The sequence below is a fragment of the Pseudolactococcus hodotermopsidis genome, from assembly GCF_011170085.1.
Lineage (GTDB): Bacteria > Bacillota > Bacilli > Lactobacillales > Streptococcaceae > Pseudolactococcus > Pseudolactococcus hodotermopsidis.
On record NZ_BLLI01000039.1, the window covers coordinates 1 to 22,593 of the forward strand.

A 22,593-nucleotide genomic window follows, 5' to 3' on the forward strand; every position below is an offset into this window, starting at 1 on the left:
TTAGGATATAATTAAACATGTCTTTCCTTTCTTTTGTGTTGCTTAGTAACTCACATTATAGAAGGAAGGATTTATTTTTGCAAAAAAATCGTCTGGGAATTTTTCCCACACGATTTATTATAGAGCCGAAGTTTCGTAAGGTGTTTTTTATAAAAAATTTGAATGATTCCCAATGACTAAAATTTGTTCTATTTTGATGAATCTTAAAAATTAGTATAAAATGAAAAACAGTTGCGTTATATTAAAGCGATGTTATAATAAAATCAGTTCTACTATTAAAAAAGGAGAAAAATTATGAAATTAAAACACGTCTTGCGCTATTTTCTTAAGGGGTTAATGCCTAAAAAGATGATGGTTGCTTCTCTTTTAGCGCTGTCATTTGCTGGTGGTGTTAGTTACACATCAGTTTTTGCGGATGAAAAGCCGCAAACGAGAGCTGTTTTTGGCGAAGATACGCGTCAACTTGTCACAGATTTTACGAATCAACCCTATCGTGCAACTGTTAAAATGGTAGTTCGTTTTCCAAATGGTTCAAGAGTTGTTGGTACAGGTGTCCTTGTTGCAGATGATTTTGTAGCGACAGCAGCTCATGTTATCTATGATGACTCAAGAGGTGGTCGTGCAGTAGCTGCCGAAGTAACTGTTGGAAGTGGTAGTAGTCAAATTATTGGTGTAGCTCGTGCTGATGGCGAGGATCACTTCTTTACTGCAACTGATTATACAAAAGGCTCTGCTAATCATGATTTGGGCGGTATTAAGCTTGATAGTTCTTTAAGTAATGCAGGCAAATTAGAGATTCAAGAAACTATATCAGCTAATGAAACATTACGTTTATCTGGTTATCCAGGTGATAAAATTGGCAATCCCATTTATAGTGGCGGTTTTGCTGGTGTCTCTCTTTATACTGATGCGGGAACGATAAGCAATTTAACTGCTGATAAAGTTTCTTATTCAATGGATTCATATAAAGGCACTTCTGGTGGTAGTGTTGTTAATAGTAATAATAAACTGGTTGCAATTCATTCTGGTTATAATGAAGTTGAAAATAGTGGCGCACGCCTAACGGGTACGAATTTAGCGCAATTGAAAAGTTGGATGGCAAAGGAATTTCTTACGGTTAATTTTGATTTATATGGTGGTGAGGGGACGACACCTAAAACTGTAAAAGTTTGCAAAGGTGATAAGATAAAAATACCAGCTGAAATACCAACTCGTGTGGGACATAAATTTCTAGGGTGGAGTAATACACCAACACTTGGCTATGTTTATAGATATAATTTTGGAGAGGAGTATTTGGTCAATTACAATACGACTTTATATGCGGTATGGGAAAGAGAAATTTATACCTTAACACTTGATTTAAATGGAGGTGTTGGCGAAAATACTATACATAAAGCCTCTTATGGTACGATTATAACTCAGATTTCCACTTATGCGACAAAAGAGGGCTATAAATTTATAGGTTATGGTTTAAATCCTAATTCGCAAGAAGTTTTAGTACAACCTACAACTAATTATTGCCTACTTGGAGATGTAACACTTTATGCAATATGGCAACCGTTAAAATAGGGATAATATTAAAATATCATTAGAGAAAACAAATTCAAGCCAGAGCGCTTGTTTTTTGGTATAATAAAAAGGAACAAGAGTTTAGAAAAGAGGATCTCACATGTCAAAATTCAACCGCATTCATCTAGTTGTCATGGACTCAGTAGGGATTGGTGCAGCACCTGATGCCAATGAATTTTTCAACCACGATGTTGATGACACCAAGTCAGATACATGGGGACACATTTCAGAAAATTTTGAGCTGAAAGTGCCTAATCTGGCGAAAATTGGACTTGCTAATATCCCGCGTGACAAAGCACTTGTCGGCGTTGAAAAGCCAAGCAAGCAAACTGGCTACGTTACAAAATTGCAAGAAATTTCTCGTGGCAAAGACACGATGACAGGTCATTGGGAAATCATGGGACTCAATATTCAAGTGCCTTTTCGCGTTTTTCCAAATGGTTATCCCGAGGACTTGTTAGAAAAAATCGAAACATTTTCAGGTCGAAAAATTATTCGTGAAGCTAATAAGCCTTATTCTGGCACGGCGGTTATCAACGATTTCGGACCACGCCAGCTAGAAACGGGCGAGCTGATTATCTACACGTCAGCTGATCCAGTTTTGCAAATCGCAGCACATGAGGACGTGATTCCCTTGGCCGAACTCTACAAAATCTGTGACTATGTGCGGTCGATTACGCTTGACGCCCCTTATATGATTGGGCGGATTATTGCGCGACCTTATGTTGGCACAGCGGGTAATTTCACGCGAACAGCGGGTCGCCATGACTATGCCTTATCGCCTTTCGGGCATACCGTACTTGATTCGCTCAACGAAACTAATATACCAGTTTACGCTGTCGGCAAGATTAACGACATTTTTAACGGCGTTGGTATCAATCACGACATGGGACATACGGCGAGCAACATGGCTGGCGTTGACCGCTTGATTGAAACGCTGAAACTGGCTGATTTTACCCACGGTTTTAGTTTTACAAACTTGGTTGATTTTGATGCGCTTTTCGGTCACAGACGTGATGTGGTGGGCTATGGCAAGGCGATTAACGATTTTGATGCGCGCCTGCCCGAGATTTACGCTGCCATGGGCGACAGCGACCTGCTCTTGATTACCGCTGACCATGGCAACGACCCGACCTATCCCGGCACGGATCACACGCGCGAGTACATCCCCTTGCTTGCTTACAGTAAAGCGTTTAAGGAAAATGGCGTGCTGCCAGTCGGGCATTACGCTGATATATCAGCAACGATAGCCGAGAATTTCGGTGTCTCAGCAACTGAAAATGGCGAAAGCTTTTTGGATAAATTGAATTAAAACCACGATACTGAAAGCGGTACGACGGCGTCGCAAACTTTCCTAGAAAATTAGCTTGAAGTTCAAATAAAGGAGAAAAAACATGACATTAACAGAAAAAATCAAAGCAACAGCGCTCTTCCTACAAAATAAAGGGCTTGCCAAAGTCGATTTCGGCATGATTTTAGGTTCGGGTTTGGGCGAATTAGCAGAAGAAATCACAGAGTCAGTTGTGATTGATTACGCTGATATTCCAAATTGGGGGCGCTCAACAGTTGTCGGACACGCTGGCAAACTTGTCTATGGCACGCTTGCAGGAAAAAAAGTGCTTGCTATGCAAGGACGCTTTCATTTTTATGAGGGCAATCCGATTGAGGTTGTGACTTTTCCAGTGCGCGTAATGGCTGAGCTTGGGGCGACTGGCATGATTGTGACCAATGCGGCGGGCGGTGTGACACATGGTCCAGGGACGATTATGTTGATTACTGATCATATCAACTTTACGGGTCAAAATCCGTTGATTGGCGAAAATCTTGAGGTTTATGGCCCACGTTTTCCTGATATGAGCAATGCCTACGATAAAAAATATCAAGCAACGGCACATTTGGTGGCTGAGCGTACTGGTATTGCGCTCAAAGAAGGCGTTTATATGGGCTATTCAGGACCAACTTACGAAACACCAGCAGAGATTCGTTTCTCTGAGATTATTGGGGCAAATGCAGTTGGTATGTCAACAGTACCTGAGGTTATCGTAGCCGTTCATTCAGGACTTCGTGTGCTTGGTTTTTCAGCCATTACCAACCATGCAGCAGGCAAACAAGCTGAACTCAGCCACGATGAGGTCGTAAAAGTAACCAATCAGATCAAAGAAGAATTTAAAACGTTGGTTAAAGCTGTTTTGGCTGAATTGTAAGGTAAGCATAAAAGACTTGTCAAAATTGGCAAGCTTTTTGGTATAATGGACTTATTCAAGTACAAAAACAAAACAGATTTTGGCTAATTTCAGCCAATTCTTCGTCAATTATTGAATCGCACACCTATACGCTAAAGACAGAGCTATAACGACTCACGTTAGTAGCGTTTTGTCCGCTGACTTGTTTTATTCAGACCTATTTGACAAAAATATCAAGCTCGGTACGCTCGGTGTTAAGGTGGTGGAAATGGAGGCAGCAGCGCTTTATTACCTTGCGGCAAAACACGGCGTGCAGGATTTGGGTATCATGACGATTTCAGATAGTCTGGTTCTTGACGAGGACACGACTTCTGAGGAGTGCGAAAAAACTTTTACAGATAATGATGCTTGTTGGCATTGAAACGCTCTTTCTGAAATGAGAGATAACAAACTCATATATTTGTCATAAAAAAAGATTCAGAAAAGTCTTTTTATTTTTCTATATTTATGTTATAATAATTTTGTTTCAAAAATTGTGGTTGTTTAACCGCTTACAATTTATAACTTAGGAGAAAAAATGGAATTTTCAAAATGTAAAAAAGTTTTAGCAGCCGTTACTATCGCGACTTCTTTGTCAGGTGTTGCTGCTCTTGCTAACGTACCAGCTAATTTTGGTGGTGCAACTGTTGTTAGTGCAACTGAAGCTACCGATATTGCTAGTGTTGCTGAAGAAGCAAGTATTGATTTTACTAAAGTTGATGCTGCGCTCGCTCAATACAATGCTTTGGATAAAGAGATTTACACTGACAATTCATGGCAAACATTTCAAACAGCAGATGCTGATAGCATTAAACGGACGGCAGATACGGTTGATGACATGAAGAGTTTGTCGTCAGAAGCACTTAATGCGCAGATCATTGAAAATGGTAATACGGTTGCTGAGATGCAAGTAAAATTAGATGAGTTTGCTTTTGCGCTTAATTCTGATATTGCCAATATCTTGGTTAAAAAATCAGAAATTGTAACAATTGATTTTTCTGCTATTGATGCGGCAATTGCGAGATATAATGCGCTAAATCCTGCTGACTATTCAGCAGAGGCATGGGAAGAATTTCAAGCAACTATAGCGCTTCCAAATGGTGATAAATTTGATGTTGCTGATTATGCTGAGTATGTGGCAGAGCTTAAGGCATGCTCACCAGAAGAATTGGTTTATTTCCTAAGAAATAACAGTATGACTGCTGAAGAGTTGCAAGAAGAGTTCAATGGCAATGCGGTTGCACTCAATCAAAGAATTGATTTATTGGGTTCTCCAACAGCGCCAACTGAAGTTGAAGTACCACTTGTTCCTTCAACTGGTACAACGGCTACAAAAGCGGCACCAGCAGGCGCAGTAGCTAAAACTAATATTGCAAAAGAAGCAAGTTTAGTGCCATTTGCTATTCTCGCAGTAAGTGCTATTGCTGTTTTAGGTTCTGCGGGCTATAAAGTTCGTAAAGAAAACTAATGTATAGAAAATAAGCGCAAAAACTAAGTAGCGATTTCTGTCGTTGCCTAGGTTTTGTTGTACAATTAAAACTCCCAAAACTATTAAATTAAGATAGTTTTGGGAGTTTTTTGATGAATTTCCCTATGCTTTAAAATTGTTGCGGTATTGTTAAACATTTTATTTCTGAACAACTTGTCTTGTCAATTTACACCTGCAACCCAGCCTGTCGCAAGTGCGCAAGTAATATTAAAACCACCTGTATGTGCGTTAATATCAAGTACCTCGCCTGCAAAATACAAATTTTCAATTGATTTGCTCATTAAAGTTTTCGGTGTTATTTCACTCAAATCAACGCCACCAGCCGTTACAAAAGATTTTGCAAGACTCATTGTGCCAGTCACTTTTATCGGAAATGCTTGCATCAGATTTATCAAATTTGCCAACTTTTTAAGAGGAATCTGTTTGATTTTCATCTCAAGTTCAAGGTCGGCAGAAGCTATCAAAAATTCAGCCAAACGTTCCTGTAAGAACAATTTAGTGACATTTTTGACCGATTTATCTCGTAATTGCTCAAATTTATCAGCAAGCTCATTTTCAGAAATTTTGGGTAAAAAGTTAAGAAAAATAGTCTCATCAGCCTTGATAAAACTAGAGGCTCGAAGGGCGGCAGGACCAGATAAGCCAAAATGTGTGAAAAGTAAATCATGTGTGATTTTTTGCTTACCAATCTGAAGTGTTACCTCATGCAAGGAAATTCCTTGTAATTTTTTATGTGGAAAATCGGTGATTAAAGGACTCTCAGCAGCTTTCAAATCAGTTACATTGAGCTTGAAATGTCGCGCAATTTCATAACCGTAACCAGTTGAACCAGTAGACGGATAAGATTTTCCGCCAGTTGTGACAATCAGTTTCCGCCCAGTAAATTTAGTGTTGTTTGCTATTTTTACGATAAAATCATCATCAATTTTTCGAGTAGAAGTAACTTCCGAATCAGTTAAAATCGTCACACCAAGCGCCACCATTTTTGCTTGTAAGCTAGAAATAATTGTCTGAGCGCTGTCAGTTACGGGAAAAACGCGACCATGGTCCTCAACTTTGAGCTTGACACCATTTTCCTTGAAAAAAGCCATTATATCGTGGTTGTCGAACTGAGAAAATGTGCTATACAGAAACTTCGCGCCATGCGGAATATTTGAAAAAATCTCGTTGTGTGTCCCATTATTGGTTACATTACAGCGACCACCGCCAGTCAAGGCGAGTTTTTTGCCAAGCCTTTTATTTTTCTCCAAAAGTAGCGTTTTACGCCCATAAAAACTGCTCGCAATTGCTGCCATCATCCCCGCTGGTCCGCCACCAATGATAATTGTATCGTAATTATTTGTCATCATTCTATTGTAACATTTAATTTAAATAATCAAACTTTGAAAGTCACTTTAATTTTAAGATTGAGCATGGATTATGTTATAATTGGTTTATGGAAGATTTTGAAAAGTCTCAAAAATCAGTATTATCTGGTGAGACTGATTATTGAAACAATAAGACGATTTTGGCAGAAAAAAATCGCAAGTCCTGAAATTGCGATTTAAATCAGATTATTTATGACGCAAATCTAAAAGCACAACATTGCTATCAATAATTTCGCCATTTTCCCGCAACTGTGCGCGTTTTAGTTCATCCTCGCTCAAAGTCATCTCATTTTTCAGGAACATTTCGCCATATTTTTTGAAATGCAAGGGGACAAAATTTGAGTCAATAATAACATCAAATTCCTCAGGTACAGTTCCTTTGTCAATAGCAATCAGTCTGAACTTGGTGCCAATTGAGCAGCCTTCGACGGGGCGACCATTCTCCCCAATCGTATTATCAAAATCAAGTACGATGTCAGCACCAGTCCAACTGGCAACTTTTTTCAAAATCTTGTTATCAAATGTCATTTTCATGATAGAACCTCCTAAGTAAAGTATAACATTGTATATCGTTTTTACAAAATAAAAAGAATTGCTAAAATAGAAGTAGATTGTTAATTAAAGAAGAAATGAGAATATAAAAATGAAAAAAACAGTAAATTTTAAAATTATGAATTTGGTTGCTGATGCTTATATGAACGATACAACTGCGCGTGTGGCGCACGAAGGCGACTTATTGAGTGTGACGATTAAGAAAGCTAACTCGGATTTGGTGCAACTTTTTGTCAATTATAAGCAAGTTATGACGGTCAGGGTTAAGGGTACACGGAGTCATATCATCAGTGTTGCCAAGGAAAATCTCGAACATTTGAATTATGTGTTACCATTTGCCAAAAGTCTCGGTTTGTCTGAGGCAACGACACGTCGTTATTTGGAGATTGAGTAAAAGTGTCGCAATCAAAGCCTTATTTTCTAACCGACAAGTCTGACAGAAGTTAGGCTTTTTTGGTATAATAAGGCATATGATAAATGCACAAGAAATTTTAAAATCAGTTTATGGCTATGACACTTTTCGTGATGGTCAAGAAGAAATTATTGATAGTGTTATTTCAGGTAATCGGACACTTGGAATTATGCCGACAGGTGGCGGTAAATCGCTGACTTATCAGATTCCAGCAATTTTATCTAGTGGTCTGACAATGGTTGTTTCGCCTTTGATTTCACTCATGAAAAATCAGGTGGACGAGTTAGTTGCAGCGGGTGTTTCAGCTACAATGATTAACAGTTCGCTTGATTTTGAGGCGGTTAAGGAACGGATTTATGATATTCGTCAAGGTATTTATAAGATTTTTTTTGTTGCGCCTGAACGCTTGGAAGATACGTCTTTTTATGATTTCATTCAGACTTTAGATTTGCGTTTGGTCGTGATTGATGAGGTACACGTTTTATCTCAATGGGGGCATGATTTTAGACCCTCTTATCTGACAGCGGTCGATTTGATTGAAAATCTTAGCAATACACCAAACGTAATGGCGCTGACGGCTACGGCAACTGAAAAGGTTCAGCACGATTTAGAACATATTTTAGCCATTGACAAGACCGTCACGACTGGTTTTGCGCGGGCAAATCTGGCGATTAAAATCGAAAAAGGTTTATCCGATGCCGATAAAAAGAAATATATCGTAAGTTATGTTAAAAATCATGCTAATGATGTTGGGATTATCTATGCTGGTACGCGCAAAAAAGTAGATGAGCTTTCAGAAATGCTGAATCAATCGGGGATTACGGCGGGACGTTACCATGCGGGCATGAGCGATAGTGCGCGTGAGGCGGCGCAAAATGGCTTTCTTTATGATGATTTTCAAGTGATTGTGGCGACCAATGCTTTTGGTATGGGCATCAATAAAACGAACGTGCGTTATGTTTTGCATTTGACCATGCCTGGCTCAATTGAGGCGTATTATCAGGAGATTGGGCGGGCGGGTCGTGACGGCTTGCCGAGTGAGAGCGTGTTATTATATTCGGCGCGGGATATTCAGTTGCAACGCTTTTTCATTGATAATTCGGAGAATCAAGAGGCAACTTATCGACATAATGAACTTAAAAAATTGCAAGAGATGACAGCATTTGCTGCAACACAAATGTGCTTGCAGCGTTATATTATCCAGTATTTTGGCGAAGATATGGCAGATTGTGGTGTCTGCACCAATTGTACAGATGAGCGTGCGCTTTATGATGTGACGGTAGATGCGCAAAAAGTTTTGTCAAATATTGTCAGAATGTCACAGCAACGTGATGATGCCTATTCTCGAACGCAAGTTGTCAATGTTTTGCGTGGTAAATTGGCAGAAAATATGCTTTGGACGGGGTTTGACAAGCTGTCAACCTATGGTCTGATGCGGGATTGGTCGCTCAAAAAACTCAGTTCTTTCGTTGATTATCTGGTTGCAGACGGCTATTTGGACGTTGCGGGCGAGTATAATGGTCTCAGTGTATCACAAAAGGGTATTCAAGTCTTAAGAGGTAAGCTGACAGTTACCATGCGCGAGATTAAGGTTAAAGAAACGCCAGAAAAATCACGGGCAAGTAAAAAAGCAGTCGGCGGTGACTTATTTGAATTATTGCGGGCGCAACGCACGATTTTTGCCAAAGAATTGGCATTGCCACCTTTTATGGTCTTTTCAGACCAAGTTTTGATGAATTTGGCTGATGCCAAACCCACAAATTTGGCAGAAATGCTAAACGTTTCAGGCATTGGCGAGAAAAAAGCTGACCAATTTGGTCAAGCTTTTCTGAAAGTGATTCGCGATTATGTGGGATAAAAGTTTGATAATATCTCTAAAAACTGTTAAATTGTAGCTTGCTGAATCAGGTAAAGATAATCTTGATTATACGAAAGAAAAAGTCATACTTGTCGTAAGGTTGAAGCCTATTGTTTCTAAATTGAAACAAATGATGATTTTGATTGATGAAAAAGAGGAAAGATAAAAGAAATAGCGTTTCAAGTTGGTAATTGAGCTTGAAACGCTATTATTTTTTATGTATACTTGATTCGCTCTAAAACTGAAACGCAATTTTTGAGCTAGGTTTACCAATTCTAGCCAACGTTGTCCATAGCTTTTACGTAAGCCATAGGCGATAAGTGATGAAAAATAGTCAAAAGTGTTTTGGTTTTATAGCGAATTTGACTGAAAATTCAATTTCTATACTCACTCAAAAGTATCAGAGCTAAACGTATCTTCTTCAATAATAAATCTTGGGCGATGTTTGACTTCTGTAAAAATTTTCCCGATATACTCGCCGATGATGCCGATAGCGAGTAGTTGAATGCCCGACAAGAGCCAGAGTGAGGTAATCGTGGAGGCCCAGCCGCGCACAACATGTTGGGTCACAACGCAGTAAAGGACGTAGATAAACATCAATAAGCCAATCAGCATGCTGAAACTCCCGAGAATGAGAAGAAAACGCACGGGTGCGATAGAAAATGAAGTAATGCCGTCAAGAGCAAATTTTACCATTTTCCTAAGTGGGTATTTGGAAACACCTGCGAAACGTTTATTTCGTTTGTAGTAGACCTTGCTACTTGGAAAGCCGACTAGAGGTACGATACCGCGGATAAAGAGATTGCGTTCGTCAAACTCAAGAAAAGCTGCTACTGCGCGTTTGCTCATCAAGCGAAAATCAGCTGAATCGGGTATCATATCAACACCCAAGAAGTGCATGATGTTATAAAAAGTCTGTGCTGTCGTTCGTTTGAAAGCTGAATCAGTTGTTCGATTGTCGCGTACTCCGTAAACAATATCAGAACCACTCAAAAATTCATCAACCATTTGCGGAATGACGTCAATATCATCTTGTAAGTCGGCATCAATTGTTACCATGATGTCAGATGTTGATAAGGCGGTTGTAAGCCCAGCTACTAAGGCGTTTTGGTGGCCATAATTGCGACTAAAAGATAGACCAGAAATCATCGGATTTAAAACTTGCGCTGTTGTGATGAGTTCCCAAGTCTGATCTTTTGATCCATCATTGACAAAGAGAATCTTACTGTTTGGGCTAATTTTTTGACTGTCAATCATTTGCGTTAAAATCGGCGTTAATTCGCGAATTGTTTCGGGCAACACTTCGGCTTCATTGTAAGCAGGGATGATGAGCGTTAGGGTTGGTTGTGTCATTTAGTCTCCTTTTTTATTTGAACGTCAAACTAATTTTCTACGAAAGTTTGCGCCTGCGATTACTCGGCGCCTCGCTTTTTAGTATCATGATTTTCGATTGGCGAATTTAAAGACGAAATATTGTTTGTCTTTTAGCTCTAAAATACTTTCTTGACTCAAAGGATAATCAGCACCATTTTGCAGATAAACGCAATTTTCTTGAGAGCTCTTATTGTGCCAAATGAGGCGATAATTTCCAGCTGGTAGTTTTTGTTTAATGGTAATCAGTTTTTTGGTATTTTCTGCTGTTATTTCTTTTGTGACAAGAACTTTGCCATTTACTTCTAAGATTAACTCGCCAGTTTGTTGGTGGGGGAGGATTGCAAGTTGAAAAATTTGGTAGTCTGTGCGTGTTGTGAAAGTTTGTGTCAACTTTTGATTGGCTGCAATCATTGTGCCAAGGTTGCCATAACGTGCGCCCCAATTTGAAAATTGACCGACGACAGTTAGCGTAGTCGGCACTTTCATTGTCAATGGCAAATAACAAAGCATGGCAAGACCAACGAAATAAAGTGGCAACCAAAGTCGCTTACGAGCAGGTCGATTATCATGTTGTGCGATAAAAGTGTGTTTTTCAGGTGCTAGATAACTTTTTAGACCAATGGCACTGAGATAGAGAATCGGGATAATCACAGCCTCGCCGTAGCGGTCATTGACTTCCCAAAAAAGCGCATGAAAAGTCAGCAGACCGTCGATTATCAAAACTGGCAAGAGTGACAAAAAAGATTTTTCCATTTGCCAAAGTTGTTTGATACCAAGGAGCGCAAGGCTGAAAATCAGACAAAATAAGGTTGAGATGAGCAGATTATTGGCGATTTGATATTGACCAGCATGTTTTTGATACCAAGCGGGTGCATCGCTGAAACCGTCAACATATTTGTGATTGAGATGACCCATATCTAGTAAAATATGATATTTGAGGCTGATTTGTTTGACCATGCCGATAAGACCGTGATTTTTCAAACGTTCTTTGATTGTCCGCATGGCGAGCTTTTCATGTCCACTTTTAGTCGTTTCCTTGTCCATAGCATCGCAGTCTGCTTGCGAATAAGTACCGATTGTATCTGGATTTAAGCCCATGGCAATCCAGTGGGTAGTTGGAAATTGCTGATTGCTATCTGGTTCAAAATTTGCTTGCTGGCTAATGATTTTGCTTGCTGGCATGGTCAAGCTAACAAGCAAAATGAGACTTGCTGAGCAGATGATAAGTGGTCGGTTTAGCTGACTTCGCTTGTCAGCTGAAAGAGCTGTGATGAGTAGCCAGAGAATGATTGCCGGCACGATGATAATAAAGTTTGGTTTGATGAGCTGAGTAACAACTGAGATTATCAAGACCGTAGCGCCAATCAGCCAACGAAATCGAGCGTTTGGTCGACGATAGAGGTAGCTTAGACCGAGCATGACACTGCCAAAACCGAGCATAGCTGGGACATCGGAGTAAAAAACGCGCAAGTTGTAGGTATACATGAAAGGGTTGATGAGCAAGAGACAGCTGATAATCAGCGCAATGCTTGTTTTTTTGCTAGCGAGGTAAGTCATGATAACGGCAATAATTGCGACTATATCAAGGCTGATAAGGCTTAAACTTGTGATGATTGTCTGTGTTGAGAGTTTGAAAAACCAACCGATTTTGAGCGCTTTACTGAGGACAATGGCGATGGGAACATTGTTTGGATAACGTTTGAAGTAGTCGAGCCACTCGACTTTACCTTGGGCGAGCCAAATCGCCTGTGTGCGAATGCGAAAGGGATCGCGACTAATACTAGGGATAAAAAAATGACGTGTCAGCAATTGAATGCTGATGATGAGCAAAAAAATGCCAAAAATTATCTGAATTTTCCGTTTATTTCCGAGCTGTTCAATTTTGGGATAGACCGATTTTTTGATAAGGGGAAGTAGGCTGACTAAAATGAGTAGACTGGCAATTATTTTGATAAGTAGCGTTGTTTCATCACCAAAGCGGTTACTGCTGAGATTGGCAAAAAGTCCTATCATTAGGATGATAAAGGCAACTGCTAGGCATATTTTGGTAAGAAATTGTGAGAGGTATTTCATTTTATTTTCTAATCTCGTTTTCTAAAGAATACTATTTCCCATTGTACGTATAAAAAATATCTTTGTCAACTATTTGCGATAGGGTAGGTAGAAATCAGAAAATATTATATACTACAATAGATACATAAAGGTACGCCTCTTGTCGGATGACTCGAGGTGTACCCAATTATCATGATAAAAAATTTAATTTAAAGGTGGTTAATAAATTTGAATATTTTTCTGATTTTTTTGTTATAATAGAAGTAATGTTGACGATTGATGAAAAAATTTTAGAATTAGATGATTTGACAGATGAGGTGGTGCGTGCTTTTCTGACCTTGGATGTTGTGGCGGATTTTCGGACGAAAGCTGAGCGTTTTAAGTCTGATCGTGTTTTACAAGCAGACCTTCAGACATTGGCAGAAAATCGGGAATTTCTCCCTTTTCGAGCTGAGGTTCGGGAGTTGCAAAAGTCTATCTTGATGAATGAGACCATTTATCAGCTCAAAGTTGCTGAAAATGATGTGCAAAAGTCGTTATCCGACTTAGCAAAAAAAATCGCAGGTGCGGTTTCTGATGACATTTTTGTTGATGAAAATCTACCGTTTGGGAAAGGAGGACACCATGGCAGACATGCTCGAAAATTTGAATAAGGTAAAGGTTCAACCACTCGAAATCGTTGGGCGGACGGCTGTTTATGTGTTTTATAGCAGTTATAAGCACGTGCGGCAGTTGACACGTTTTGGCGATATGTTGTATAGCAGCAAAAAGGCGCGGTATGCGCTCTTGTACGTAGATACGGCTGATTTGGATACGATTGTCCCGAGTCTTGAAAAACTGCATTTTGTCAAGGAAGTGAAGGTGTCAGCGTTGGATAGCTTGGATCGGAATTTTTCGGCTGCTTTTCTTGAAACAACGCAAGCATTAAAAAATGAAGAAACAGCTGAATTTTAGTTTTCAGCTGTTTTGTTATTTTCAATGTGATGAAGATAGGAAAAAAGTTGGTTTTGGGCAAGTTGGTCAATTCTTAGCGCTTCATTTTCATAATAAATCAAACTTGTTGGCAATGTTGTCAAATTATCAGAATGGAAATTGCGTTGACTTCTCATCAAACTTTTTTTAGCAAAATAGCGATTTTTGATGAAATCATGGCTATCAAAGTGGAGGTCACAGAGAATTTTGTAGAGAATTTTATTATTGTAATCAAGCGGTGTTTTACCTGACATTTCATGTTGCAAGGCAAGTAAAAATTTGCGACCTGTGTGACGACCAGCGATATTAACCGTCAAAAAATCTAATGTTGCTTTATAAATGCGATCAAAAACGGCATTGTATGTTGTCACATTTTTATCAAGTTGATAGCTATCACGAATTGCTTTAACAGCGGTTGGTGTGAGGACGGGATTTAAAAACCAGTCGTAAATTTGCAGATTAAAGTCACTAAATTCATCGCCAAACGGCGTGAAATAATGCTGAATTTCATAAATCATGGTTTTACCTGAATTTCTTAGAGTTTCTTTAGTTAATCCCATTTTAACAAAAGAGAGGCCAAAATCAAAACATTATGCTTTTTCAAATATAAGGCAGTTTATTGAGCGCTTCGAGAAATCTGACGACTTTGCTTCTAGCGTAACGGTATTCGATGTGATTGTCGCTCAGGAAATTATCGAAAGCTATTTCGCCAGTTTTGGCATCCTTGACTTCGAGTTCAAGTTCGTAGTCAATTTTTCCTAAGTAGTCATTTTTGTCAAGTGCCATGAGACCGATTTTGCTCTGACATTCGCGACGTATTGTTGTTAGCGCACCCAAAACAGTAATATCGCTTACATTTATTGCCATATTTTGTAAAATATTAGTTATTTTTTGAATTTTGGTGTCATTTTCTGGCAATTTTTTACGTTTTAAAATGTCCCTTGCCTCATCCAAAGTTAGCGCCACATTATGCTCCAGATTCCCAACAGTTTGCGGAATTTTGAGTGTCATCTCAGCCTTGTTATCAAAGGTGCGAATGCGCAATGAAAGCTTGTTTTCACGGAGTTTAAGGTCGTGTGAATCAAAGTAATGATTGGTCTGGCGGATAGGTTTGAGATGCCTAAAATATTTGGCAAGTTGGTCATATTCGCCTAAGCTGAGCAATGTTTTGTATTCGATTTCAAGATTAATTTGCATAGAAAATCCTCGCGTTTTATGTTAAAATAGAGTGTATTTGTTTTAATTGTACTGAAAAAAAGGAGAGATAGCAAGTTTTATACATTTTTTGTATCAATCAAGAGCTATCAATGCCAAAGATGACAAAAAAATTTAACTGGGAAGCATTTCTTGACCCATATATCCAAGCAGTTGGAGAGCTGAAAATAAAATTACGTGGTGCGCGCAAACAATATCGCAAGAAAAATCAGCATTCGCCGATTGAATTTGTGACGGGGCGTGTTAAACCTATTGAGTCAATCAAGAACAAGGCACGTTTGCGTGGTTTTACGCCTGATAATATTGATGAAATGCAAGATATTGCAGCTGTTCGTATCATGGTACAATTTGTTGAAGATGTCGAAGAAGTTTTGATTTTGTTACATCAACGTAAGGACTTTAAGATTGTCCAAGAACGTGACTATATCAAGCATCAAAAAGATTCTGGCTATCGCTCTTATCATGTTGTGATTGAGTATCCTGTTGAGATGATCACAGGAACAAAAGTTGTTTTGGCAGAGATTCAAATTCGGACTTTAGCGATGAATTTTTGGGCGACAATTGAACATTCCTTAAATTATAAGTATCAAGGCGCTTTTCCTGATGAGTTAAAGGCGCGTTTAGCGACAACGGCGAAGATTGCCTATGATTTAGATGAGGAAATGAGCGAGATTCGTGACGAGATTCAAGAAGCACAACTCATGTTTAATCCGCCACGGCGCAAAGTTAATGACGGCGTAGAAAATCGGGATGATTTTGATGAAGAATACAACTGGTAAGCCGATTCAAGGAAAAAAAATCTGGATTGTCAAAAATTCTTATGTCAAAACAGCGAAGATTGCAGCTGAACTTGAAAAGCGTTGTCAGAATGCGGGTTTCGTTTTTGATGAAAATGCACCTGAAATTGTTATTTCAGTTGGTGGAGACGGTACTTTGCTTGCGGCGCTCCATTATTATGAAAATCAGCTGGAAACTGTTCGATTTGTCGGTGTGCATACTGGTCATTTAGGGTTTTATGCTGATTTTCAGGAACATGAGCTTGATAAATTAGTGCTGGCACTTAAGCACGAAAAGCCGTCGGAGGCGATTTGCTATCCGCTTTTGAAAGTTGAGATTAAGTTTTCGGACGGCGCAACTCAAACGCATTTGGCGTTAAATGAGTCAATCATCAAGCGAGCCTCGAAAACCTTGGTGGCGGATGTTGAGATTTCCGATTTCCTTTTTGAAAAATTTCGTGGCGACGGTTTATCGGTTTCAACGCCGACAGGCTCGACTGCTTATAACAAGTCTATTGGTGGCGCAGTTATGCACCCGCGCGTGCGTGGCTTTCAGGTAACTGAGGTTGCTTCACTCAATAATCTCGTTTATCGCACGCTTGGAGCGCCGATGATTATTGCTGAAAAAGATACAGTTAAGTTCGTTTTGGAACATGCGGATGATTATCTTTTGACGGTTGACCAACTGGAATTTTCCTACGATAATATTTCTGAGATTATTTATAGCCTCAATGGTGGTGAGATTGCTTTTGTCAATGGTGGGCACACTAGTTTTTGGCATCGTGTCAAGAATTCTTTTATCGGTGATGTCAAATGAAGTTTGAATTTAGGGCTGATCAAGATAATCTATTATTGAAAAATTTGTTAAAAAAACACGGCATTTCTAAAAAATTATTGGCCAAAATCAAATTTGATGGTGGTGATTTACAGGTCAATGGCAAGCCTCAAAATGCAATTTATCGTCTGTCAAAATATGATGTCGTGACCGTTGAAATTCCTTTTGAGTTGGCGACAGAAACTTTGAAACAACAGGAGATGGCATTGTCAATTGTCTTTGAGGATGATCATTTTTTGGTGCTTGATAAGCCAGCTGGTATTGCGAGTGTGACAGGGCTAAATTATCCAGATAGTACGATGAGTAATTTTGTAGCGGGTTATCTGAAAGCGCGAGACTATGACAATCAAAAAGTGCATGTCGTGACACGTCTTGATAAAGATACGTCTGGGTTGATGTTGTTTGCTAAGCACGGCTATGCCCATAGTCTTATGGATAAAATGTTACAAAAAAAAGCGCTGACCAAGAAATATTTCGCGTTGGTTCAGCGGTCGCAACAGCTTGAAAACTCAGGAGAAATTATTGCTGCTATTGGTCGAAAAGAAGGGTCGATTATTGAGCGAACGGTGGTTGCTGATACCCATCCGTCTGCTAAATTTGCCCATACTTCTTATGAAATTGTTGACAAGAACAAAGAGTTTGTGCTTGTTGATATTCAGCTACATACAGGGCGAACGCATCAGATAAGGGTGCATTTTGCTTATCTCGGTAGCCCTTTATTAGGGGATGAGTTGTATGGTGGTAGCCGTTTGAAAATTGCGCGTCAAGCGCTACATTGCCATTTTTTGAAGTTTAAGCATCCATTTTCAGGAGAAGAAATCATGTTAGCGTCAGCTTTGCCTGCGGATATGCGTGAGCTTTTGGAAAAGTGAGCAAATGGCTTTACAATGCGCCTAGTTTGCGCTATAATTAGGTCGTATTACATTGTTAGATGAGGCTCCTATACTGGAAATATGCTACAGCCGCGAAATGTCGAGAGACACCAAGTTGGTTAAACAGAAACGATCGTGAAGGTCGATGTCAATGTAGCTAGAATTTTTCTTACGCCGTATAGTGCTAAAGTTCAACGATAGGCTATGTGCGAGATGACTTTTGAATCTGTGCATCAACTTATTGTTGATGTGCAGATTTTTATTCTGTGTCCCAGTTTTTGACTTATGAATCTAAAAAGTGCCGATGTTATAAAAGGAGTTTTGAAACATGACTGACGAAATTTTGACAACACAAGAAGTTTTCGCAAATTTGCAGAAACTCCTAAATACCAACAACATCTCAGCTTTTCGAGAGACTTTTTTGGATCATCATATTTACGATCAGTCGCAGTTTTACCTTGAGTTGACGGACAGCGAGCGTTTGGCGCTATACAGTTTACTGTCACCTGAGGAAATGTCAGCAATCTTTGAAAATATTGACTTTGATGAGATTGATATTACCCCTTATCTCAAGGAAATTTTGCCAGAATATCTATCGGCTATTTTTGATGAGATGTCGACAGATAACGCTGCAGATATTTTGACCAAGCTCAATAAACGTGAACGGCGCTCGATTTTTACCTTGATGGCGCCAGAAAATGTTACCGAAATCCGTAATCTCATGCACTATGATGAAGAAACTGCAGGCTCTTTGATGACAACGGAATTTGTTGCCGTTGTTGCCAATCAAACAGTAAGTTCAGCCATGACTGTGATTAGAGCGACCGCTGAAGAGGCAGAAACGATTTACTATGTTTACGTTTTGGACAATGATAAACAGTTGTTGGGCGTGATTTCCTTGCGCAGTTTGATTATTTCTCATGACGATGTATTGATTTCTGACCTTGTCAATGAGCATATCATCAAGGTTGATGTTGAGGAGCCACAAGAGCGTGTCGCGCGTTATTTCAGAGATTACGACCTACTCGCCTTGCCAGTTGTCAGCCATGATAACCTCATGCTTGGCATCGTCACGGTTGACGACATCATTGATGTGATTGATGACGAAGCGCAAAGCGATTACTCGGGGCTTGCTGGGGTCAATATGGACAATGTTAATCAGAACCCCTTTCAGTCGGCTGCCAAACGTTTGCCGTGGTTGATTGCACTCCTGTTTTTGGGAATGGGGACAGCAAGTTTAGTTGACCATTTTGATGGGTTGACGAGTAAAGCCTCTGTTCTTGCAATTTTCATCAGTCTGATTACAGGTACAGCGGGAAATGCAGGGACACAGTCACTCGCTGTTTCGGTGCGCCGTCTGTCACTCAATGATGAGCAAAATAAATCTTTTTTCAGCTTGATTTTAGCAGAAATCGCAACAGGTCTAGTCACAGGCGCTATCACAGGTTTGACGATTTTTGCTGTTGTCAGCTTTTGGAAAGGCAATATCATGCTAGGGCTTGCCGTTGGCGTTGCCATGTTTTGCGCCATTACAGTGGCGAATCTTGCTGGTTCGCTAATTCCTGTTGGTATGGATAGATTGGGTTTTGACCCAGCAGTTGCTTCTGGACCGTTTATTTCAACCATGTCAGATCTGACTAGCGTCTTTATTTATTTTAGCATTGCTGGGATTTTTATTCGATTTTTGAGCTAAGAAAAAAGCGCCATCATCAGCGCTTTTTGATTACTTATTTTTTAGCAACAATTTCTACAACAAATTCTAATGGACCAGCAATATCAGCAGATGTTGCATTTTCGCCATAAGCCATATCAGCTGGGATAGTTAGTTTGTAAATACCACCAACTTTTTGACCTGCCAAACCTTTTGTCCAACCAGAGATGACACCAGACAGGGCAAATTCAATAGGTGTTGCGGGATCTTCTGCTGTTCTCTTAGTCGTATCAAAGATAAGACCCTCAGCGTTCCAACCAGTGTAGTTAGCCTCAATTGTATCACTTTCAGCGACAGTGTCACCAGTGCCTTCTTTCAAGACATCAACTTTTAATTCAGTGACACTAGCAGGATCAAATTTTTCAGCTTTTGCCAAATCAGTAAAGACTTGATAGTTTTTTTGCGCCTCAGCAGCAGCTTTTTCAGCCTCTTCTTGTGCTTTTGCTTGCTCTTCAGCTGTTGGTGTTTGCTGCTGATTACTTGCAGAGGTAGTCGTAGCATTTTTGCTAGGTTTGTTTGCGACGTAGACGAGACCTATCGAGATGACTGTGAGCGCCAAAACGATTAGGACTGTCAATAAAGGGTTAGTTTTTTTATTCATAAATCTATTCTACCATAAAATTGGCTAAATTTTTCTAAAAAAAATAGCATTTAAGTTTCAATTAAGATAAAAAGTATGTCATAATTTTCTGAAAAATATGGTATAATTGTATGTATTGAGTGTATTTTGCTTTTCAAATAGGAGTAGAAACTCAAATAAAAATTGGAGAACTTATGTCCTATATTTTTCAAATTCTACCGCAATTATTAGACGGTATGAAACTAACTTTGATGGTTTTTGCGTTGACCCTACTGTTGTCGATTCCTTTTGGTATGGTGCTTGCATTTCTCTTGCGCGTACCTGTTGTCAACTGGATTGTTAATATCTATGTTTGGATTATGCGCGGGACACCACTCTTGGTGCAGTTGATTATCATTTTCTACGCTCTGCCAATGCTTGGACCAACTTTGCCAAGATTTCCTGCAGCTTTACTCGCTTTTACATTGAATTATGCCGCCTATTTTGCGGAAATTTTCCGTGGTGGTATCAAGGCTGTGCCAAATGGTCAACTGGAAGCCGCAAAAGTGCTAAAATTCAGCAAATGGCAGACGATTCGTTATGTACAAATTCCACAAGTCGTGAAAATCGTCTTGCCGTCAGTTTTCAATGAAGTGATAAACCTTGTTAAAGATTCTTCCTTGATTTACGTCGTTGGTCTTGGCGACTTGCTCCGTGCGGGAAAAATTGCCATGAGCCGTGATGTGTCACTTGTTCCAATCATGATGGCAGCGCTGATTTACCTGATACTCATTGGTGTTTTGACTGTTTTGTCGAAAAAGATTGAAGCACGTTTTGATTACTACAAATAGGAGGCAATCATGCTAGAATTAAAAAATATTGCCAAAAAATTTGGTGACAAGATTATCTTTGACCAGTTTGATTTGATGATTAATGGTGGTGAAGTTGTTGCGATTGTTGGACCTTCAGGCGGTGGCAAGACGACTTTACTCAGGATGCTTGCGGGCTTAGAAACGATTGATGCAGGACAGGTCATTTTTGATGGCGAAGAGATTGGTTTGGATGAACTCATCACACGGAATTTACTCGGCTTTGTTTTTCAAGATTTTCAGCTCTTTCCTCATATGACAGTGCTTGAAAATCTAACCTTGTCGCCTGTTAAAACAATGAATGTCAGCAAAACTGATGCCATTTTAAAAGCTGAAACTTTGCTGACAAATCTGGAAGTTATTGAGCAAAAAAACGCCTATCCTTTCAGTCTATCGGGTGGGCAAAAGCAACGTGTGGCATTGGCGCGCGCGATGATGATTGACCCGAAAATTATCGGTTATGACGAGCCGACCTCAGCGCTTGACCCTGCTTTGCGTGACCAAGTTGCTAAGTTGATTTTGGAGAATAAAAAACTTGGGATTACACAGATTGTTGTCACGCACGACATGGCTTTTGCCGAGAAAATTGCGGATACAATTATTAAAGTGAATGCTAAGGAACTGTAAACAAATAACCTATCTTTTTTGACGGTAAATTTTCCGTTGTACAACGAAAAATTGGCTTGCTAAAAAGTACAGTTTATTTACAATTCCTAAGGCTAAAAATAAATAGGAGACAATTAACAAATGACATTGAAGAAATTTTTGAGTGCTATCGTTGTACTGATAGCTGCTGTTGCACTTACGGCTTGTGGCAAGGATAGCAAGACCGCAAAAGATGCTTGGTCTGACATTAAAGATAAAAAAGAAGTTGTTATCGGATTTGATAATACGTTTGTACCAATGGGGTTTAAGGATGAAAATGGTAAAAATGTTGGCTTTGACATTGACCTTGCAAACGCTGTTTTTGATAAATATGATATTAAGGTTAAAATGCAACCGATTGACTGGGATATGAAAGAAACGGAGCTGAAAAATGGGTCAATTGACTTGATTTGGAACGGTTATTCAGTGACGAAAGCGCGTGAGAAAAAAGTGTTATTTACGACTGCTTACATGAAAAATGAGCAAGTGTTGGTAACGAAAAAATCGAGTAAAATCACAGATGTTGCAGATATGAAAGATAAAAAACTCGGCGCACAACAAGGCTCATCAGGTTACGAGGCGTTTACGAATCAACCTGAGATTCTGATGGACATTGTGGCGAGTGGCGATGCGACACAATACGAAGATTTCAACTCAGCCTTGCTTGATTTGAAAGCGGATCGCATTGACGGTCTTTTGATTGACAATGTTTATGCCAACTATTATTTGACGAAAAATGGCGAGATTGCGGAGTATAACATTATCACAACAGGCTATGATTCAGAAGATTTTGCAGTTGGTGCACGCAAAGCTGACAAAGAATTAGTTGCTAATATCAATAAAGCCTTCAAAGAATTGCACGAAAGTGGCGCTTTCCAAAAAATTTCTGAAAAATGGTTCTCTGAGGACGTTTATCCAACAAAATAAACTGTTAAATTCTGTCAATGATTGGCGGAATTTTTTGATAGGAAAATAAATATAAGTTGATTTATATAGGGGAATTTAATAATACTAAATATTGTCAAGCGAAATTGAAAATGTCCCAAAAAAAGTCTAAACATGAGTTACATTTTGCTAAAGCAAAATTTGCTTTTAGATTCCATTTTTGATATTATTGAGTTATGATTTAGGCTGAATTTTCAGCTTGATATTCCAGAAGCGTCTTACCGATTCTTCTGAGATACTTTTCGAAAGATGCAAGTTTCCACGGGTGTGACTGTTGGGGAATATACTTGCGTTTTTCT

General features: G+C 39.4%; 23 protein-coding genes, 1 pseudogene and 1 riboswitch. Of the genes and pseudogenes, 17 read left to right on the forward strand and 7 right to left on the reverse strand.

Going from position 1 to position 22,593, the window contains the following annotated elements:
• The first annotated feature begins 294 nt into the window (after positions 1-294).
• From Hs30E_RS06850 to Hs30E_RS06870, 5 genes and pseudogenes are all read left to right on the forward strand, one after another.
• Complete coding sequence (locus Hs30E_RS06850) at positions 295-1,569, forward strand: InlB B-repeat-containing protein (protein WP_172209082.1); 1,275 nt, start codon at positions 295-297, stop codon at positions 1,567-1,569.
• A 100-nt stretch (positions 1,570-1,669) separates the two neighbouring features.
• Positions 1,670-2,881, forward strand: a complete 1,212-nt coding sequence (locus Hs30E_RS06855; protein WP_172209083.1) for a phosphopentomutase — start codon at positions 1,670-1,672, stop codon at positions 2,879-2,881.
• Positions 2,882-2,963: 82 nt separating this feature from the next.
• A complete protein-coding gene (locus Hs30E_RS06860) occupies positions 2,964-3,773 on the forward strand; it encodes a purine-nucleoside phosphorylase (protein ID WP_172209084.1) in 810 nt (269 codons plus the stop codon).
• 118 nt (positions 3,774-3,891) lie between these two features.
• Positions 3,892-4,192 (forward strand): annotated as a pseudogene (locus tag Hs30E_RS06865) (phosphorylase family protein); the annotation flags it as partial.
• Between the two features lie 137 nt (positions 4,193-4,329).
• On the forward strand, positions 4,330-5,259 hold the full coding sequence (locus Hs30E_RS06870; RefSeq protein WP_172209085.1) for a hypothetical protein: 930 nt from the start codon (positions 4,330-4,332) through the stop codon (positions 5,257-5,259).
• Positions 5,260-5,441: 182 nt separating this feature from the next.
• Here Hs30E_RS06870 and Hs30E_RS06875 read toward each other — a convergent pair whose 3' ends face one another.
• Positions 5,442-6,626 (reverse strand): BaiN/RdsA family NAD(P)/FAD-dependent oxidoreductase, encoded by a 1,185-nt coding sequence (locus Hs30E_RS06875; protein ID WP_172209087.1) that lies wholly within the window; start codon positions 6,624-6,626, stop codon positions 5,442-5,444.
• Positions 6,627-6,692: 66 nt separating this feature from the next.
• Between Hs30E_RS06875 and Hs30E_RS11425 the strand changes: the two genes are divergently transcribed.
• Entirely contained in the window at positions 6,693-6,827 is a 135-nt protein-coding gene (locus Hs30E_RS11425) for a hypothetical protein (RefSeq protein WP_267130236.1), read from the forward strand.
• A gap of 6 nt (positions 6,828-6,833) precedes the next feature.
• On the opposite strand, the gene Hs30E_RS06880 is transcribed toward Hs30E_RS11425, so the two are convergent.
• The gene (locus Hs30E_RS06880; RefSeq protein ID WP_172209089.1) at positions 6,834-7,181 is read right to left on the reverse strand and encodes an iron-sulfur cluster biosynthesis family protein; all 348 of its coding nucleotides are present in this window, start codon (positions 7,179-7,181) and stop codon (positions 6,834-6,836) included.
• A 109-nt stretch (positions 7,182-7,290) separates the two neighbouring features.
• On the opposite strand from Hs30E_RS06880, the gene Hs30E_RS06885 reads away from it, so the two are divergent.
• Together Hs30E_RS06885 and recQ are read left to right on the forward strand one after the other, a co-directional pair.
• Complete coding sequence (locus Hs30E_RS06885) at positions 7,291-7,593, forward strand: hypothetical protein (protein WP_172209091.1); 303 nt, start codon at positions 7,291-7,293, stop codon at positions 7,591-7,593.
• Positions 7,594-7,669: 76 nt separating this feature from the next.
• Positions 7,670-9,469: a DNA helicase RecQ gene (gene recQ, locus Hs30E_RS06890; RefSeq protein ID WP_172209093.1), complete on the forward strand. Its 1,800-nt coding sequence runs from the start codon at positions 7,670-7,672 to the stop codon at positions 9,467-9,469.
• A 387-nt stretch (positions 9,470-9,856) separates the two neighbouring features.
• On the opposite strand, the gene Hs30E_RS06895 is transcribed toward recQ, so the two are convergent.
• On the reverse strand, positions 9,857-10,822 hold the full coding sequence (locus Hs30E_RS06895) for a glycosyltransferase family 2 protein (protein ID WP_172209095.1): 966 nt from the start codon (positions 10,820-10,822) through the stop codon (positions 9,857-9,859).
• Positions 10,823-10,906: 84 nt separating this feature from the next.
• Positions 10,907-12,916: a glycosyltransferase family protein gene (locus Hs30E_RS06900; protein ID WP_489752591.1), complete on the reverse strand. Its 2,010-nt coding sequence runs from the start codon at positions 12,914-12,916 to the stop codon at positions 10,907-10,909.
• Positions 12,917-13,161: 245 nt separating this feature from the next.
• Between Hs30E_RS06900 and Hs30E_RS06905 the strand changes: the two genes are divergently transcribed.
• Together Hs30E_RS06905 and Hs30E_RS06910 are read left to right on the forward strand one after the other, a co-directional pair.
• Positions 13,162-13,548, forward strand: coding sequence for a hypothetical protein (locus Hs30E_RS06905; RefSeq protein WP_172209099.1), 387 nt, complete (start codon positions 13,162-13,164; stop codon positions 13,546-13,548).
• Positions 13,520-13,849 carry a DUF2129 domain-containing protein gene (locus Hs30E_RS06910; protein ID WP_228462014.1) on the forward strand — a complete coding sequence of 110 codons (330 nt, stop codon included), beginning with the start codon at positions 13,520-13,522 and terminating at the stop codon, positions 13,847-13,849. Before Hs30E_RS06905 ends, Hs30E_RS06910 begins: the two co-directional genes overlap by 29 nt.
• Here the strand turns inward: Hs30E_RS06910 and Hs30E_RS06915 are convergent.
• Both Hs30E_RS06915 and Hs30E_RS06920 read right to left on the reverse strand, forming a co-directional pair.
• Positions 13,846-14,427, reverse strand: coding sequence for a DsbA family protein (locus Hs30E_RS06915; protein WP_172209101.1), 582 nt, complete (start codon positions 14,425-14,427; stop codon positions 13,846-13,848). The two genes, Hs30E_RS06910 and Hs30E_RS06915, sit on opposite strands and share 4 nt — an antisense overlap.
• Before the next feature lie 40 nt (positions 14,428-14,467).
• Positions 14,468-15,064 carry a CYTH domain-containing protein gene (locus tag Hs30E_RS06920; protein ID WP_172209103.1) on the reverse strand — a complete coding sequence of 199 codons (597 nt, stop codon included), beginning with the start codon at positions 15,062-15,064 and terminating at the stop codon, positions 14,468-14,470.
• Positions 15,065-15,183: 119 nt separating this feature from the next.
• Between Hs30E_RS06920 and Hs30E_RS06925 the strand changes: the two genes are divergently transcribed.
• The 4 genes from Hs30E_RS06925 to mgtE all read left to right on the forward strand — a co-directional run bounded on the left by Hs30E_RS06925 (position 15,184) and on the right by mgtE (position 19,258).
• A complete protein-coding gene (locus Hs30E_RS06925; protein WP_172209121.1) occupies positions 15,184-15,861 on the forward strand; it encodes a GTP pyrophosphokinase in 678 nt (225 codons plus the stop codon).
• Positions 15,833-16,675 carry an NAD kinase gene (locus Hs30E_RS06930; protein ID WP_172209105.1) on the forward strand — a complete coding sequence of 281 codons (843 nt, stop codon included), beginning with the start codon at positions 15,833-15,835 and terminating at the stop codon, positions 16,673-16,675. Before Hs30E_RS06925 ends, Hs30E_RS06930 begins: the two co-directional genes overlap by 29 nt.
• A complete protein-coding gene (locus Hs30E_RS06935) occupies positions 16,672-17,565 on the forward strand; it encodes an RluA family pseudouridine synthase (RefSeq protein ID WP_172209107.1) in 894 nt (297 codons plus the stop codon). The genes Hs30E_RS06930 and Hs30E_RS06935 overlap by 4 nt, the downstream gene beginning before the upstream one ends.
• Positions 17,566-17,609: 44 nt before the next feature.
• Positions 17,610-17,774, forward strand: a riboswitch (M-box (ykoK) riboswitch).
• 119 nt (positions 17,775-17,893) lie between these two features.
• Positions 17,894-19,258: a magnesium transporter gene (gene mgtE / locus Hs30E_RS06940; RefSeq protein WP_172209109.1), complete on the forward strand. Its 1,365-nt coding sequence runs from the start codon at positions 17,894-17,896 to the stop codon at positions 19,256-19,258.
• A 34-nt stretch (positions 19,259-19,292) separates the two neighbouring features.
• On the opposite strand, the gene Hs30E_RS06945 is transcribed toward mgtE, so the two are convergent.
• On the reverse strand, positions 19,293-19,877 hold the full coding sequence (locus Hs30E_RS06945; protein WP_172209111.1) for an FKBP-type peptidyl-prolyl cis-trans isomerase: 585 nt from the start codon (positions 19,875-19,877) through the stop codon (positions 19,293-19,295).
• A 173-nt stretch (positions 19,878-20,050) separates the two neighbouring features.
• Between Hs30E_RS06945 and Hs30E_RS06950 the strand changes: the two genes are divergently transcribed.
• The 3 genes from Hs30E_RS06950 (at position 20,051) to Hs30E_RS06960 (ending at position 22,276) form a co-directional block, all read left to right on the forward strand.
• Positions 20,051-20,686: an amino acid ABC transporter permease gene (locus tag Hs30E_RS06950; RefSeq protein WP_172209113.1), complete on the forward strand. Its 636-nt coding sequence runs from the start codon at positions 20,051-20,053 to the stop codon at positions 20,684-20,686.
• 9 nt (positions 20,687-20,695) lie between these two features.
• Positions 20,696-21,331 (forward strand): amino acid ABC transporter ATP-binding protein, encoded by a 636-nt coding sequence (locus tag Hs30E_RS06955; protein WP_172209115.1) that lies wholly within the window; start codon positions 20,696-20,698, stop codon positions 21,329-21,331.
• Positions 21,332-21,451: 120 nt separating this feature from the next.
• On the forward strand, positions 21,452-22,276 hold the full coding sequence (locus tag Hs30E_RS06960; RefSeq protein ID WP_172209117.1) for an amino acid ABC transporter substrate-binding protein: 825 nt from the start codon (positions 21,452-21,454) through the stop codon (positions 22,274-22,276).
• The last annotated feature ends 317 nt before the right edge of the window (positions 22,277-22,593 follow it).